At 70.5% G+C, this 15,061-nt stretch carries 14 protein-coding genes; 2 read left to right on the top strand and 12 right to left on the bottom strand.

All coding sequences use genetic code 11. The features are described from left to right. The first annotated feature begins 23 nt into the window (after positions 1-23). The gene (locus ACZ4N4_RS38485; RefSeq protein ID WP_467597735.1) at positions 24-1,106 is read left to right on the top strand and encodes an aldo/keto reductase; all 1,083 of its coding nucleotides are present in this window, start codon (positions 24-26) and stop codon (positions 1,104-1,106) included. Here the strand turns inward: ACZ4N4_RS38485 and sigJ (ACZ4N4_RS38480) are convergent. The 12 genes from sigJ (ACZ4N4_RS38480) to ACZ4N4_RS38425 form a co-directional block, all read right to left on the bottom strand. Next, positions 1,100-2,110 (bottom strand): RNA polymerase sigma factor SigJ, encoded by a 1,011-nt coding sequence (sigJ, locus tag ACZ4N4_RS38480; RefSeq protein WP_467597732.1) that lies wholly within the window; start codon positions 2,108-2,110, stop codon positions 1,100-1,102. The genes ACZ4N4_RS38485 and sigJ (ACZ4N4_RS38480) overlap by 7 nt on opposite strands. 40 nt (positions 2,111-2,150) lie before the next feature. Continuing rightward, positions 2,151-2,615: a cupin domain-containing protein gene (locus ACZ4N4_RS38475; protein ID WP_467597729.1), complete on the bottom strand. Its 465-nt coding sequence runs from the start codon at positions 2,613-2,615 to the stop codon at positions 2,151-2,153. 38 nt (positions 2,616-2,653) lie between these two features. Then, positions 2,654-3,352, bottom strand: coding sequence for an NAD(P)-dependent oxidoreductase (locus tag ACZ4N4_RS38470; protein WP_467597726.1), 699 nt, complete (start codon positions 3,350-3,352; stop codon positions 2,654-2,656). Positions 3,353-3,496: 144 nt separating this feature from the next. Beyond that, positions 3,497-4,390, bottom strand: a complete 894-nt coding sequence (sigJ, locus tag ACZ4N4_RS38465) for an RNA polymerase sigma factor SigJ (protein ID WP_467597723.1) — start codon at positions 4,388-4,390, stop codon at positions 3,497-3,499. Positions 4,391-4,502: 112 nt separating this feature from the next. Then, positions 4,503-5,804, bottom strand: a complete 1,302-nt coding sequence (locus ACZ4N4_RS38460; RefSeq protein ID WP_467597720.1) for an alpha/beta fold hydrolase — start codon at positions 5,802-5,804, stop codon at positions 4,503-4,505. Between the two features lie 96 nt (positions 5,805-5,900). Continuing rightward, positions 5,901-6,926, bottom strand: coding sequence for a LacI family DNA-binding transcriptional regulator (locus ACZ4N4_RS38455; RefSeq protein ID WP_360493814.1), 1,026 nt, complete (start codon positions 6,924-6,926; stop codon positions 5,901-5,903). A 101-nt stretch (positions 6,927-7,027) separates the two neighbouring features. After that, complete coding sequence (locus ACZ4N4_RS38450) at positions 7,028-8,440, bottom strand: BNR repeat-containing protein (protein ID WP_467597717.1); 1,413 nt, start codon at positions 8,438-8,440, stop codon at positions 7,028-7,030. Positions 8,441-8,466: 26 nt separating this feature from the next. Then, complete coding sequence (locus ACZ4N4_RS38445; protein WP_450756554.1) at positions 8,467-8,787, bottom strand: L-rhamnose mutarotase; 321 nt, start codon at positions 8,785-8,787, stop codon at positions 8,467-8,469. Positions 8,788-8,804: 17 nt separating this feature from the next. Then, positions 8,805-9,887, bottom strand: coding sequence for a rhamnose ABC transporter substrate-binding protein (gene rhaS / locus ACZ4N4_RS38440; RefSeq protein WP_467597715.1), 1,083 nt, complete (start codon positions 9,885-9,887; stop codon positions 8,805-8,807). Positions 9,888-10,001: 114 nt separating this feature from the next. Next, complete coding sequence (locus ACZ4N4_RS38435) at positions 10,002-10,979, bottom strand: ABC transporter permease (RefSeq protein ID WP_467597712.1); 978 nt, start codon at positions 10,977-10,979, stop codon at positions 10,002-10,004. Next, positions 10,972-12,045: an ABC transporter permease gene (locus ACZ4N4_RS38430; protein WP_467597710.1), complete on the bottom strand. Its 1,074-nt coding sequence runs from the start codon at positions 12,043-12,045 to the stop codon at positions 10,972-10,974. The genes ACZ4N4_RS38435 and ACZ4N4_RS38430 overlap by 8 nt, the downstream gene beginning before the upstream one ends. 28 nt (positions 12,046-12,073) lie before the next feature. After that, a complete protein-coding gene (locus ACZ4N4_RS38425) occupies positions 12,074-13,591 on the bottom strand; it encodes a sugar ABC transporter ATP-binding protein (protein ID WP_467597707.1) in 1,518 nt (505 codons plus the stop codon). Between the two features lie 257 nt (positions 13,592-13,848). On the opposite strand from ACZ4N4_RS38425, the gene rhaI reads away from it, so the two are divergent. Next, complete coding sequence (gene rhaI, locus ACZ4N4_RS38420; protein WP_453567112.1) at positions 13,849-15,009, top strand: L-rhamnose isomerase; 1,161 nt, start codon at positions 13,849-13,851, stop codon at positions 15,007-15,009. Positions 15,010-15,061: the final 52 nt, after the last annotated feature.

Here is a 15,061-nt window from a genome sequence, read left to right as displayed (position 1 = left end):
ACACAGCTTCCACGGAGCATTTCATGGCACTCGACTCGTACGTCGGTCTCGGCCGTTCCGGGCTCAAGGTGAGCCCCTTCTGCCTCGGCGCGATGAACTTCGGCGAGGACGGCGGCTTCGGCTGCTCGGTCGAGGAGTCGGAGAAGATCCTCCAGACCTATCTCGACCTCGGCGGCAACTTCGTCGACACCGCAAACTTCTACACCAACGGCCACTCGGAGGCGATCCTCGGCGACTTCCTCGCCGCCCGCCCCGGCCGGCGCGACCGCCTGGTGCTCGCCACCAAGTTCTTCGGCAACCTGCACCTCGGCGACCCCAACGGCGGCGGCGCGGGCCGCAAGGCGATCGTCGGCCAGCTGGAGGACTCCCTGCGCCGGCTGCGCACCGACTACGTCGACCTGTACTGGCTGCACAACCACGACTGGGCCACACCCGTCGAGGAGACCCTGCGCACCCTCGACGACCTGGTGACGGCCGGCAAGATCCGGTACGTCGGTTTCTCCGACACCCCGGCGTGGTTCACGGCCAAGGCCCACACCACGGCGCTGCTGCGCGGCTGGACGCCGGTGACCGCCCTGCAGATGGAGTACTCGCTGCTGGAGCGCACCATCGAGGGCGAGCTGATCCCGCTCGCCCAGGACGCGGGGATGGGGCTGCTGCCCTGGAGCCCGCTCAAGAACGGCTATCTGTCCGGCAGGTACCGCCGTGGACGGGCCGCACCCGCCGACGCCAGGCGGGCCGCGGTCGTCGGACAGCCCAGCGAGGCCCAGTTCACCGTGATCGAGGCGCTCGCGGCCGTCGCCGAGGAGGCCGGCGCGAGCCCCGCCGCCGTGGCACTGTCCTGGGTGCAGCAGCGCCCCGGTGTCACCTCCACACTGATCGGCCCGCGCACGCTCGGCCATCTGGAGGCGAACGTCGCCGCCCTCGACGTACACCTGACACCGGAGCAGACGGCACGCCTGGACGAGGTCTCGGCCCCCGCCCTCGGCTTCCCCTACGACCTCAACCGCCAGGTCGGCGCGATGCTCAAGTACGGGGGCGCCACGGTCGACGGGGTGCCCAGTCCGGTCTATCCGCCGCTGCTGGAGAGCACCGCGCGCTACTGATCCGGGCCCTCGTCCGCTCGTACGTGGGTCAGCTTGGCCGGGTTGGTGACCACGTAGACGCCGGAGACCTGGTCGCCGTCCGGGGTGAGGTCCATGACCATCACGGCGTACGGGGAGTCATCCGTGAACAGTACCGCCGCGTCGTCGCCGTTGACGCGGCGGTACTGCACGTCCAGGTCCCCGGCGCGCCGGGTGGCGTAGCCGGCCAGCATGCGAGCGGCCTTCTCCCGGCCGTGCACCGGTCGCAGTCCGGCCCCCTGCCGCACGCCCCCGCCGTCGATCCACACCGTCACGTCCGGGGCGAGGATCTCCATGAGCGCGTGAAGGTCCCCGCCGAGGGCGGCCGAGACGAACCGCTCGGTCGCCTCCCGCCGGACGCGGGGGTGGGCGCGGTAGCGGGGGCGGCGGGCGTGCACATGGGCGCGGGCCCGGTGGGCGAGCTGGCGTACCGAGGCGGGGCTGCGGTCGAGCATGCCGGCGATCTCGGTGTGGGGATACCCGAACACCTCGTGCAGGACGAACACCGCCCGTTCCAGCGGGGTGAGGGTCTCCAGCACCACCAGCATCGCCATGGAGACCGTGTCGGAGCGGACCAGCTGGTCGGCGGCGTCCGGGGCGAGGCCGGCGGTGGCTCCGGTGACCAGGGGCTCGGGCAGCCAGGGACCGACATAGGTCTCACGCCGGGAGGCGACGGCCGCCCGCCGGGCGAGCGCGTGGTTCACCGCGATCCGGACCAGATAGGCACGCGGGTTGCCGATCTCCGGGAACGGCGCCCGACGGTTCTTGCCGGACCAGGACAGCCAGGTCTCCTGAAGCACGTCCTCGGTGTCGGCGACGCTGCCGAGCATGTTGTAGACGACGGAGAACAACAGCTCGCGGTGGTCGACGAAGAGCCGGGTCGCGGCGTCCGGAGGGCCGTCCCGCCGGTCCGCCGTGCCCGGCGGGACCTTCCGGGCCGGTCCCGCTCCGCCCGTCGCCGGGGTCTCCTCGGATTCGGCTGTCATGCGTCGCCCTCCTGTCTCCCGGCCCTCCTGTCCGACGCGTTCAGCTCTGTTCCTCGTAGCCGATGTCGTACCTGGCCGCTATGGGGTTGACCTTGACGGGGTCCAGCCGCCCCTCGGTGAGGACGGCGGGCCCCGCCTCGATCAGGTCCTGCAGATACCTCTCCCAGCCGCCGGGCGCGGAGACCTGCAGGACCCGGGGCGGCGGGTCGCAGGCGCCGCGCAGGGCGTGCGGGACGCCACGCGGGAGCAGCGCGAACGTGCCCTTGGGTGCCCGGTGCCTGCGGTCGTCGAACTCGATCTCCAGGACGCCGTCCAGCACGTACACGCATTCGTCCGCGTGCCGGTGGACATGGAGCGGGATGTCCTGGACCAGGATCACCTCCAGCAGCGAGAAGCGCCCCTCGGTGTCCTCGGTCGTCGCCTTGACGGCGAACGCGGGCGGCAGCGGGATCCGCCCGGGCCGGGCGGCACCCGGCTCCAGCAGGACGAAACGGTCTTCGGACATGGGCGTGGCCTCCTCGTGCGGTTCGGTCGGATCCGGATTCATTTCCTGCCCCCGAAGGCCTCTTTCCGGATGACGTCGAGGATGCTCGGAACGCCTTCCGAGGTGCGCACGTCGACGAAGGCGTGCACATGAAGATCGTCGACCGCCTCACGCAGCAGGGCGTTGCCCAGATCCGCGCGCGAGGTGAACCGGCCGGGCAGGCGCGAGGTGGCGACCTGGTAGGAGCTGACGGCCTCCGTGTCGAAGAGACCGGCGGGCCGGACCACGGTCCACCGGTGATCGCCGTCGCGCACGATGCCCTCCATGCGCCGCATGTCCTCGTACACGGTGCGCCCGACGGTACGGGCGATGGACGGTTCGACCACCTTCCGGAAGAGGAAGGTCTCGCCGGGTGCCGCCACGCCGAAGAGCACGGTCGAACTCACACAGACCAGCCGCCGGACGCCGTGCTTGGTCATGGCCTGCGTGATGCGGGTGACGCCCTCCGAGTACACCGTGACGGGCTTTCGGCTGTAGGGCACCCCGAGCGTCGAGATCACCGCGTCCTGCCCGGCCACGGCGCGTTCCACCGCGACGGGGTCGAGCACGTCCGCGCCGGTCACCCGGAGCCGCGCGTCGCCGAGCGGGAACTCCTCGGGGCGGCGGGTGACGGCGGTGACCGTGTGCCCTTCGGCGATCGCCTGCCCGGTGACCTGCCGCCCGGTCGGTCCGTTCGCCCCGAATACGACGAGTTTCACGTCTCTTCCCCTCTCCTGCAGTCTCCTGCGGACGTCTCCGCCGGTGGCCTGGGAGCGCATCCGGCACAGTCGTCCGACTGGTCCTGCATCTGGGAGGGCCCGACGGCGACGAGTGTGACATCCCGCCGCCGGGTGGGACGTGGATCACATCTCCGGGGCGGGCAGGTCCAGGTGTTCGAGCCGCGCCGGGTCGGCGAGGATGTACATCTCGGTGATGCGGCCGTCCACGACGGTGACCGCCGAGACCGACAACGGACGGCCTTCGGGCATGGTGACCACGCCGACCGTGCCGTTGACGAGCACGAGCCGCGACCAGACCGAGAACTGCCGGAAGGTGAAAGCCCCTTCGGCCACCGACCGGGCCCCGCGCAGCACCTTGGACGCGGCCGCGCCCCGCACCAGCGCGCCCGAGTCCACCCGCAGCACCACATCGGGGTGGAGCACCGCGAGCAGCGCCTCGAAGTCACCGCTCCGGGAGGCGGCGAGGAAGGCCTCCAGCGCCTGGCGCTGCCGGCCGAGGTCGGGGTCGGCCGACGGGGTGGCCCCCTGCACCCGGCGGCGGGCCCGGCTGGCCAGCTGCCGGGTCGCCGCCGCACCGCGTTCCACGATCGGCGCGATGTCGTCGAAGGGCACCGCGAACATGTCGTGCAGCACGAACGCCAGCCGCTCGGCGGGCTCCAGCGTCTCCAGGACGATCAGCAGGGCGATCCCCACCGAGTCGGCCTCCACCGCCTCCTTCTCGGGGTCCACCTCCGACAACGGCCTGACCACCGGGTCCGGGACGAACGTCTCGTCGAGCGGCTGCTCGCGCCGGGCCGTGCGGGAGCGCAGCATGTCGAGGCAGACCCGGCCGACCACCGTGGTCAGCCAGCCGCCGAGGTTGCGGATCTCGTCCGCGTCGGTGCGGCCGAGCTTGAGCCAGGTCTCCTGGACCGCGTCCTCGGCCTCGGCGAGCGAGCCGAGCATCCGGTAGGCCACCGCGCGCAGCCGGTCGCGGTGCTCCTGGAAGCGGCGGGCCAGCAGTTCCGTGTCGTTCATCCGTCTCCCCGTTCGTCGGCCGGGGCGCGCGGCGACGGCCAGGCGTCCTCCCCGCGCACCTTCTTACCAGGAGGTGCGGACACCCCCTGTCCGCGTTCTCCTTCGCGGGGCGTCAGACCTCGTCGCGGGCGAGCGCGAGGAGCCGGTCCAGGACCCGCGGGGCGCCGGCGCGCAGTCCGTCGTGCTCGAACTCGTCGGTGACCCAGGTGCGCAGGCCCCGGACGGCCCGGGCGGTCCGCAGCGAGTGCCCGGCGTCGACGTACATGTCGTCGTGGTAGACGGCGGCGGCGACCGGGACCTCGTTGACGGCGAGCCGCGCCGGGTCGTACAGCGGCTGCCAGTCGGTGCGGGCGGCGAGCAGTTCGGCGGTCTCGCGCAGCGGGCGCAGGGACGGGTCGGTCTCGAACACCCAGGGGTGGACCGTCTCACCGGTGAACAGCACCGGGGCGTCGTCGGCGAGCGCCTTGGCCGCGTCGAACTGCGGGAACTCGGCGCGCACCCGCTCGGCCGCCCAGGCGGTGGGGCGGGTGTCCTGGCCGTAGAGCGGCTCGTGGACGAGGGCGTAGAGCGGGTTGCTCGCGTACGACAGCAGGGCCTGGGCCTGCTCCTGGAAGGCGTCGGAGAGTTCGGAGCCGGCCGGGGTGCGGACGAAGGCGTCCTCCAGGAGGAAGTGCAGGCGGTGGCTGCCGTCGCTCATGCCCAGCATCAGGCCGAGGGACTGGAAGGCCTCGACGGTGAGCCGGTAGCCGTTCGGCAGGACCACCTGGTGGTCGAGGAGGTGCTCGGCGATCCGCCGGACCCGCTCGACGTCCATCGGGTAGCGGTCGTAGTGCGCGGTGACCTTGCGTTCGATGCGCGGGTAGGCGGCCCGGTAGACGTCGTCGGCGTGCGCGTCCAGGGACGGCAGGCCGCCGGTGATGAGGGAGGTGCTGAGACCTTCCGGGAAGAACGACAGGTAGGTCACCGTGCAGAAGCCGCCGAAGCTCTGGCCGAGGGTGGTCCAGGGGGCGCCGCCGGTGAGCTGGGGACGGATCGCCTCGCAGTCCCGGACGATCGAGTCGGCGCGGAAGCGGGCCAGGTGGTCGGCCTGGGCGGCGGGGCCGCCGCGCAGCGGCAGCGTCTGCCGGTTGACCGGGGTGGAGCGGCCGGTGCCGCGCTGGTCGAGGAGCAGCACGCGGTACTCCTGCAGGGCCCTCTCGAGCCAGGCCTGCCGTCCGACGAAACGATTCGCCCCGAATCCCGGGCCGCCCTGCAGATAGAGCAGCCAGGGCAGTTCCTCGTCCGCCTTGTCGCTCGCGACCGCCTCCCGGCCGTACAGCTCGATGGTCTCGCCGTCCGGGTCGGCGTGGTCCAGAGGGACGGTGAAGTGGCGGTCGGTGAGGACGACGCCGGGCTGGCGGTAGCTGAGGCTCAACGTTTCTCCCGTGACGGACGGATGGTCGCGACCCAGTTCAGCACACGTCAGGGGCCCGGCCGCCCCCGGGATCATGGAACGTTACTGAATAGCCGATCAGCGGGCGGCGAGGCTGGAGCGGCGCACCACCAGTTCCGGCTGGAGCACCACCCGGCGGTGCTCGTGCGCCGCCTGCCCCTCGCGCTCCTCGGTCTCCTCCAGGAGCAGGTCGGCGGCCATGGCGCCCATGGTCACGGCCGGCTGGCGTACCGAGGTCAGCGGTACGGCGGCCGCAGCGGCGAACTCGATGTCGTCGTAGCCGACGATCGCCAGGTCGTCCGGGACGACCACGCCTGCCGCGTACATGGCCTGCAGGACACCGAGGGCGAGCAGGTCGTTGGCGCAGAACACGGCGGTGGGCCGGTCGGCGAGGCCGAGCAGCCGGGCCCCCGCGTCCCGCCCCGCCGCCACGTCGAGACGCTCCGTCGGCAGCTCGCGCAGCGCGTCGGGCCCGAGGCCCGCCTCGGCGAGGGCGTTCAGGGCGCCGGTGCGCCGGTCGCGGACCTGGTTGAGCCCGGGCGGCCCGCTGACGTAGGCGATGGACCGATGCCCCGCGTCGACGAGATGACGGACCGCGAGCGCGCCGCCCGCCACGTCGTCGACGCTGACCGAGCACTCGGTGGTGCCCTCCGCGACCCGGTCGACCAGCACGAACGGGATGCCGTGCCGCCGGAAGGTCTCGATGTTGCGGCCGGTCGCGTCCGCCGGGGTGAGCAGGACACCGCGCACCCGCTGTTCGGCGAAGAGCGCCAGGTAGTCGGCCTCCTCACCGGCGTTCTGGGCGCTGTTGCAGACCATCACACCGACCCCGGCCTGCCGAGCCGCCCGTTCGGCGCCCCGGGCCACGTCCACGAAGAAGGGGTTGCCCATGTCGAGGACGAGCAGGCCCATGATCCGGCTGCGGCCGGCGCGCAGCTGGCGCGCGGACTCGCTGCGGACGTAGCCGAGCCGGTCGATCGCCGACTGCACCCGCGCCCGGGTCTCGCCGGCGACGGTGTCCGGGCGGTTGATGACGTTGGAGACCGTGCCCACCGAGACTCCGGCGGCGCGGGCGACGTCCTTGATACCCACCGACTGGGCCATCGGGCGAGACCTCCAGGGAACCGTGGACGACACCTTCACAGCGAGGAAGGGCACATCCGGAAGGGCTTCACATTACGACATGACTCGCACACCGGCCCGGGTCAGCCGGGCAGGGCGAAGTCGACGACATGGAGCGCCGAGGGGGTCGTACCGCTCGACTTCTCCTGGTACATGAACGACAGCACGTGCTCCGCCCCGACCCGCGTCTCGTCGATCACGACCTCGCCGAAGGCGTTCAGCTCACTGCCGTCGTACAGCAGTGTCCAGTCGGTGTACCCGGAGGCCCTGGACGCACCGGCGATCCGGCCGAAGGGGAACACCGCGTAGGCGTTGTCGTACCTGTCCAGGACCAGCTTGGTGCGCTGGCTGGAGTTCAGGGCGACCGGAATCTCGGTCTTCTGCCAGGTGCCGGAGAAGTTCTTGCGGAGGTGGAAGGCGCGGCCGTCGGCGGTGCGGTCGCCGACGTAGTTCGTGGTGCACTGGCCGAACCTGCCTGGCACGTAGCTGATGATCGCGTGCGGCAGGCCCGCGGAGTCGGTCCACTGGCTCTCCTGGTTCATCAGGGAGTGGTCCGGGTCGAGCGGGTCGACGACGAGACCCGGGTCGGTGACGGTGACCGTGTCCGAGGTGCCGGTGGTGGCGACCAGGGCGCCGGCGTCGTTGCGCCAGGTGCGGCCGCGGTCGGTGGAGTAGATGTAGCCGGTGTCGTGGTTGGTGATGCCGCCGCCGCTGCACATCACGGTGCCGCTCTGCTCCCTCCAGGTGAAGAAGGCGTGCAGCCGTCCGTTCACGTCGTAGTCGATGCCGTGCAGATACATGTTCCGGGCGGTCGACGAGCCGTGCTCGCTCGTGTACGTCCCGCCGGCGCCGGACCACTCCCCCAGCACGGTCCAGCGCGAACCGTCGTATTCGGCGAGCGCGTTGCGGCCGTTCCCGGAGACCCCCACCCGGTAGCTCAGCTGAAGCCTCCCCTCGGGCGTGGAGACGAACTGCGGGTAGGTGAACTGCGAGGTCGGTGACACCCCGTCCAGCGACGTCTGTACGGTCCCGAAGACGGCCGGCGTCCACGCCGTGGCACCGGGATCGTCCAGCAGCCCGGCGGCCGACTTCACGTAGAAGAAGCCGTCGCTGTGGGAGTCCATGTTGATGTGGAGGCGGCCGTCGACCCTGGAGACGCCCATGGAGATGACGTTGTGGGAGTCGTCGGCCTTCAGCCGGTGGTCGAGGGTGACGGTCGCCCATGACGACCCGCCCGGCGCCCGGCGCCCGATCACCGCGGCGCCGGTCGAGGTGTACCAGCCGGCGTACTGGTGGCCCTTGTAGGTGAACAGGCCGTTCTTCTGGAAGGAGTTGTTGTTGACCAGGCCGTCGTAGGAGACGAAGTGGACCGCCTGGGCGTCGAGCCGGCTGGTGCTCAGCTCGGTGACGGAGGGGCCGGGATCTGCGGCCCGTGCGATGCCCGGCGTTGCCACGCCGGCCAGTATGGCGGTGGTGAGCACGGTACGGCGTCTCATGAGCGGCTCCTGGGCGAGGGGACGGGTCAGGCGAGGTGGAACACTTCGGTGAGCGGTTTCATCGCCTCGTCGGGCCGGGTGCCGGCCGGCGACTCGAAGAACGGCCCCATGTCCGCCTGCCAGCGGGCGTTGACCTCGGTTTCCGCCATGCCGGCCCGGGCGGCCTCGAAGTCCTCGGTCTCCAGATAGCCGACCAGCAGGCCGTCGTCGCGCAGGAAGAGCGAGTAGTTGTGCCAGCCGGTGGCGGAGAGCGCCGCGCGCATCTCCGGCCACACGGCGGCATGGCGTTCGCGGTACTCGGCGATGCGGTCCTGCCGGACCTTGAGGAGGAAACAGACCCGCTGCATCAACGCCCCCTGATGTCCTAGAAGTTGAACTGGTCGATGTTCTTCGCGTCGAACACGGTCGGCTTGCCGAGGTTGATCACGCCGTCCTTGCCGATGGTGTACGTGGTGTCGCCGGCCTTGAAGGTCTCGCCCTCCTTGCCGGTGATCTGCCCGGAGGACAGGGCGACGGCGGTGCGGGCGGCGAGGTCGCCGAGCTTGGCCGGGTCCCACAGCTCGAAGGCGTCGACGGTGCCGTTCTTGACGTACTGACGCATGTCGTTGGGCGTGCCGAGCCCGGTCAGCTTGACCTTGCCCTTGTACTTGGAGCCGGACAGGTACTGGGCGGCCGCCTTGATGCCGACGGTGGTCGGGGAGATGATCCCCTTGAGGTCCGGGTACTGCTGGAGCAGGCCCTGGGTCTGCTGGAAGGACTGCTGGGCGTCGTCGTTGCCGTAGGCGACCTTGACCAGCTTGACGTTCTTGTACTTCGGGTCCTTCAGCTCCTCCCGCATGAACCCGATCCAGGTGTTCTGGTTGGTCGCGGTCTGCGCGGCGGACAGGATCGCGATCTCGCCCTTGTACCCGATCTGCTCGGCGAGCAGCTGCACCTCGGTACGGCCGAGGTCCTCGGCGCTGGCCTGCGAGACGAAGGCGTTGCGGCAGCCGGCGTTGGTGTCGGAGTCGTAGGTGACGACCTTGATCCCGTTGCTCATGGCCTGCTTGAGCGCGGTGCACAGGGCGCCGGGGTCCTGGGCGGACACGGCCATGGCGTTGACCTGCTGCTGGGTGAGGGTGTTGACGTAGGAGACCTGCCCGGAGGTGTCGGTGGCGCTGGAGGGCCCGACCTCCTTGTACTTGGAGCCCAGCTCGGTGAGCGCCTTCTCGCCGCCCTTGTCGGCGGAGGTGAAGTAGGGGTTGTTGACCTGCTTGGGCAGGAAGCCGACGGTGAGGCCCTTCTTGAGGGCGGCGTTCGGGTCGGCCTTCGCCGTCGAGGTGGCCGCCGACGACGCGTCGCTGCTGGAGTTGTTCTTGGTGGTACCGCCACAGGCGGTGGCGGCGAGAGAGAGGGCGGAGACAGCGGCCAGCGCGGCACAGGCACGCCGGAGGGATGACTTACGCATGAGGGTTCCTTTGAAGTAAGGGCGGTGGAAGCGCCCCCTCCTGGGGGCGCGGGGCTGAATTGGATGTGCGGCTCCGCCGCGCGGGCGCGACCAGCCACACACGGCCCGCAGTGTTCAGACGGCCTTCGCACCCCTATGCCTGGCGAGGGAGACCTGCTTGGCAACCCTCGGGCCGAGCACCGAGACGACAAGCAACACACCGGTCACGACAATCTGGGACTGCGCGGAGACGTTCAGCAGGCTCATCACGTTCTGCAACGCCCCGAGCAGGAACACCCCGGCGATCGCACCGCCCAGCGTGCCCCGGCCCCCGTCGAAGTCGATACCGCCGAGCAACACCGCGGCCACGACGCTCAGTTCGAGCCCCGTCGCGTTGTCGTACCGCGCACTGGCGTAGTGCAACGCCCAGAAGATCCCGGTCAGGGACGCCATCAACCCGGTGGCGACGAACAGGATCAGCTTGTTCCGCTTCACCCGGATCCCGGCGAACCGCGCCGCCTCCTCGCTCGCCCCGACCGCGAACAGCGACCGCCCGAACGGCGTGGCGTGCAGCACCACCACGGCGATCACGAGCAGCACCAGGAACGGCAGGAAGGCCCGCGGCAGGAACGTGCCGCCGAGCCGGCCGGCCGCGAAGTCGAGGTACTGCGTGGGGAAGTCGGTGACCGCGTCCGAGCCGAGGACGATCTGCGCGATGCCCCGGTAGGCCGCGAGCGTGCCGATGGTGACGGCCAGCGACGGCAGGCCCAGCCGGGTCACCAGCAGACCGTTGACCAGGCCGCAGACCACGCCCAGCAGCAGGCAGAGCGGGATGATCGTCTCGATGGCCATGCCCTCGTTCCAGAGCCTGCCCATGACCGCGCCCGAGAGCCCGGCGGTGGAGGCGACCGAGAGGTCGATCTCGCCGGCCACGACCAGCAGCGTCATCGGCAGCGCGATCAGGGCGATCGGAAGCGTGTTGCCGATCAGGAACGACAGGTTGAGCGAGTTGCCGAAGCCGTTCACGAAGCCGAAGGAGAACAACAGCAGCACGACCAGCAGGGCGCCGACGACGGTGTCCCAGCGAATCGCACGCGTCAAGGACTCAGGCATGGCTGGTGCTCTCCTTGCTGATCGCGGTCCTCTTGAGGGCCGACTTCTTCTTCAGCGCGGCCGCCACCCGCAGCGCCACGACCCGGTCGACGGCGATGGCGAGCAGCAGCAGGAAGCCGTTGATGGCGAGAACCCACACGGAGCTGACCCCGAGGGCCGGCAGCACGCTGTTGACGGAGGTCAGCAGCAGCGCTCCCAGTGCGGCGCCGTACACGCTCCCGGAGCCGCCCGTGAAGACCACGCCGCCGACCACCACGGCGCTCACGACGGTGAGTTCGAAGCCGGTGCCGGTGCCGGAGTCGACGTTGCCGAAGCGGGCCAGGTACATGGCCCCGGCCAGTCCGGCGAGTCCGCCGCAGAAGGTGTAGGCGGTGAGGATCCGCTTGCGCACCGGGATGCCGGCCAGCCGGGCCGCCTCCGGGTTGGAGCCGAGGGCGTACAACTCCCGTCCGCTGCCGAAGTGTCTGAGGTAGTAGGCGGTGGCGACCAGGACGGCGAGGGCGATCAGCGCGAGCCATGGGACGGCCGACAGCCCTCCCGAGCCGAAGTCGTTGAACCCGCCGGGGAGATCGGCGGCCGTGATCTGCCGGGAGCCGACCCAGATCGAGTCGACGCCCCGGATGATGTACAGCGTGCCGAGGGTGACGACGAGTGCGGGTACCTGGCCGAGGCTGACGAGAAGGCCGTTGAGCAGTCCGCAGCCGATGCCGAGCAGCACTGCCAGCACGATCGCGACGACCGTGTCGCCGCCGCCGTGCAGGTAGTCGCCGGCGGCGAAGGCGGTGATGCCGAGCGTGGAGCCGACGGACAGGTCGACGTTCCTGGTGATCACCACCAGGGACTGGCCGGTGGCGACCAGCACCAGGATGGTCGCGTTGAGCAGCAGGTCCTTGATGCCCTGCTGGGAGAGGAACTGGCTGTTGCCGGCCTGGGTGACGGCGATCATCACCAGGAAGACGACCAGGATGGCGAGTTCGCGCATCTTGAAGACACGGTCGACGAGCCGGGTCCCGCTGGACTCGGGCGTCTCGGCGACGGAGGTCTGTTCGGAGGTGGTCACCGTCATGCGGCGGCCCTCCCCACGGCGGTGGTCGTCATGCGGCGGCCCTCCCGGTCGCTGCGGCCATCACGGCTTCCTCGGTGGCGTCGGAGCGCGGGATCTCGGCGGTGATCCGGCCCTCGTGCATCACCAGCACGCGGTCGGCCATGCCGAGGATCTCGGGCAGGTCGGAGGAGATCATCAGGACGGCGACCCCGTCGGCGGCCAACTCGCCGAGGAGGCGGTGGACCTCGGCTTTCGTACCGACGTCGATGCCGCGGGTGGGTTCGTCGACGATCAGCACCTTCGGTCCGGTCGCCAGCCACTTGGCGAGGACCACCTTCTGCTGGTTGCCGCCGGAGAGCGTGTTGACGGTGTCGGCGATCCGGGCGTACTTCACCTGGAGCTTCACCGCCCAGTCGAGGGAGCGGCTGCGCTCGGCGCCGCGGTCCATCAGGCCGGCCCTGACGGTCGTACGCAGTCCGGTCAGGCCGATGTTCCGCTCGATGGACATGTCCATCACCAGACCCTGGGCGCGCCGGTCCTCGGGGACCAGGGCCAGACCGGCGGACATCGCGACGGAGGGTGCGCCGTTGGTCAGCTTCTGCCCCCTGACCTCGACCTCGCCCGCGTCCCAGCGGTCGACGCCGAACACGGCCCGCGCGACCTCGGTGCGGCCGGCCCCGACCAACCCGGCGAGGCCGACGATCTCACCGGCGCGCACCTCGAAGGAGATGTCGGTGAAGACGCCCTCCCGGGTCAGCCGCCGTACCGAGAGGGCGACTTCACCCACCGGCAGGTCCTGCTTGGGGTACAGCTCGTCCAGGTCGCGGCCGACCATCCGGCGGACCAGGTCGTCCTCGGTCATGCCGTCGACGGGCTCGCTGGCGATCCAGGCGCCATCCCGGAGGGTGGTGACCCGCCGGCAGATCTGGAAGATCTCCTCAAGCCGGTGCGAGATGAACAGCACGGCGGCGCCCTGGTCGCGCAGCGTGCGGACGACACCGAAGAGGCGGGCGACCTCGCTGCCGGTGAGGGCCGCCGTCGGCTCGTCCATGATCAGGACCCGGGCGTCGAAGGAGAGCGCCTTGGCGATCTCCACGATCTGCTGGTCCGCGATGGACAGGCCGCGGGCGGGGCGGTCGGGGTCGAGGGCGACGCCGAGCCGCTTCATCAGGGCGGCCGTGGCCGCGCGGGTGGCCTTGTGGTCGATCCGGCCCAGCGCCCGCCGGGGCTGCCGGCCCATGAAGATGTTCTCGGCGATCGACAGGTCGGGAAAGAGCGTGGGTTCCTGGTAGATCACGGCGATTCCGGCGTCGCGGGCGTCGCCGGGGCCGTGGAAGACGACGGGCTCACCGTCGAGCAGCACCTGACCGGCGTCCGGTCGGTGCACCCCGGCGAGGGTCTTGATCAGCGTCGACTTGCCCGCGCCGTTCTCCCCGGCGAGGGCGTGCACCTCACCGGGGAACAGCTCCAGGGAGACGTCCCGCAGGGCGCGGACGGCACCGAAGGACTTGGAGACGTCCCGCAGCGCCAGCACCGGGGCCGGTCCCGTGTCGGACGGGTGGGTCATGGATGGCTCCTCGACGACACCGGCGAGACGGTCGGCACCGACCCCACAGCGTCGTGAAAGGTTTCAACTGGATTGCCGGGACCGTAGGCACCACGGGCATGTCACGTCAATGGGTCCGTATCGAAAAAATTTCGATAGCCTAAGGTCACGGCCGAGTCACGGAAAACCAGGTTGGTCGGAGTGCTTGACACCCCTTCGGGGGGCTCATACTTTGCCGTCCTGAATCGTTTCACCGTTCATACTCCAGGAGCTCCCAAGTGACCGACCTCGCCGCGGTGAAGGCCGCGCTGAAGACCCAGGCCGTCGAGACGCCGTCGTGGGCGTACGGAAACTCGGGGACCCGTTTCAAGGTGTTCGCCCAGCAGGGCGTGCCGCGCTCGGCGAAGGAGAAGCTGGACGACGCGGCGCAGGTCCACGCGGTGACCGGGGTCGCGCCGACGGTGGCGTTGCACATCCCCTGGGACAGGGTGGACGACTACGCGGATCTGGCCGGGCACGCCGGGAAGCAGGGGCTGAAGCTGGGGGCGATCAACTCCAACACCTTCCAGGACGACGACTACAAGCTGGGCAGCATCTGCCATCCGGACGCGGCGGTGCGCCGCAAGGCCGTCGGCCATCTGCTGGAGTGCGTCGACATCATGGACGCGACGGGGTCCCGCGACCTGAAGCTCTGGTTCGCGGACGGCACCAACTACCCCGGGCAGGACGACATCCGGGCACGCCAGGACCGGCTCGCGGAGGGGCTGGCCGAGGTGTACGCGCGGCTGGGTGAGGGGCAGCGGATGCTGCTGGAGTACAAGCTGTTCGAGCCGTCCTTCTACACGACCGACGTACCGGACTGGGGCACGGCCTACGCCCACTGCCTGAAGCTGGGGCCGAAGGCGCAGGTCGTCGTCGACACCGGGCACCACGCGCCGGGCACCAACATCGAGTTCATCGTCGCCACGCTGCTGCGGGAGGGGAAGCTCGGGGGGTTCGACTTCAACTCGCGGTTCTACGCGGACGACGACCTCATGGTCGGGTCCGCTGATCCCTTCCAGCTGTTCCGGATCATGTGCGAGGTCGTGGGCGGGGGTGGGTTCACCTCCGAGGTGGCCTTCATGCTCGACCAGTGTCACAACATCGAGGCGAAGATCCCGGCGATCATCCGCTCGGTGATGAACGTGCAGGAGGCCACGGCGAAGGCACTGCTGGTGGACCGGGGCGCGTTGGCCGCCGCTCAGGCCGCGGGGGATGTGCTCGGCGCGAATGCCGTGCTGATGGACGCGTATGACACGGATGTGCGGCCGTTGCTGCGGGAGGTGCGAGCCGAGATGGGGTTGGACCCGGAGCCGCTCGCCGCGTATGCCCGGTCCGGGTGGGCCGAGAAGGTTGTCGCCGAGCGGGTTGGGGGGCAGCAGGCGGGGTGGGGTGCCTAAGCGTCTGCCGGGATCTGTGGCTCGCGGACTGCGGGTCCGTCGTGGCTGGTGG

Source organism: Streptomyces sp. NPDC026538 (genome assembly GCF_055567535.1).
Note: the sequence above shows the minus strand (reverse complement) of the source record. Positions and strands in the feature narration are given on the sequence as shown.

Excerpts from the sequence above, each read along its gene's own strand:
- rhaS (WP_467597715.1), bottom strand. The coding sequence starts at position 9,887 with ATGCGTAAGTCATCCCTCCGGCGTGCCTGTGCCGCGCTGGCCGCTGTC.
- ACZ4N4_RS38430 (WP_467597710.1), bottom strand. The coding sequence starts at position 12,045 with ATGACGGTGACCACCTCCGAACAGACCTCCGTCGCCGAGACGCCCGAG.
- ACZ4N4_RS38445 (WP_450756554.1), bottom strand. The coding sequence starts at position 8,787 with ATGCAGCGGGTCTGTTTCCTCCTCAAGGTCCGGCAGGACCGCATCGCC.
- ACZ4N4_RS38455 (WP_360493814.1), bottom strand. The coding sequence starts at position 6,926 with ATGGCCCAGTCGGTGGGTATCAAGGACGTCGCCCGCGCCGCCGGAGTC.
- sigJ (WP_467597732.1), bottom strand. The coding sequence starts at position 2,110 with ATGACAGCCGAATCCGAGGAGACCCCGGCGACGGGCGGAGCGGGACCG.
- ACZ4N4_RS38435 (WP_467597712.1), bottom strand. The coding sequence starts at position 10,979 with ATGCCTGAGTCCTTGACGCGTGCGATTCGCTGGGACACCGTCGTCGGC.
- sigJ (WP_467597723.1), bottom strand. The coding sequence starts at position 4,390 with ATGAACGACACGGAACTGCTGGCCCGCCGCTTCCAGGAGCACCGCGAC.
- ACZ4N4_RS38475 (WP_467597729.1), bottom strand. The coding sequence starts at position 2,615 with ATGTCCGAAGACCGTTTCGTCCTGCTGGAGCCGGGTGCCGCCCGGCCC.
- ACZ4N4_RS38450 (WP_467597717.1), bottom strand. The coding sequence starts at position 8,440 with ATGAGACGCCGTACCGTGCTCACCACCGCCATACTGGCCGGCGTGGCA.
- ACZ4N4_RS38485 (WP_467597735.1), top strand. The coding sequence starts at position 24 with ATGGCACTCGACTCGTACGTCGGTCTCGGCCGTTCCGGGCTCAAGGTG.
- ACZ4N4_RS38425 (WP_467597707.1), bottom strand. The coding sequence starts at position 13,591 with ATGACCCACCCGTCCGACACGGGACCGGCCCCGGTGCTGGCGCTGCGG.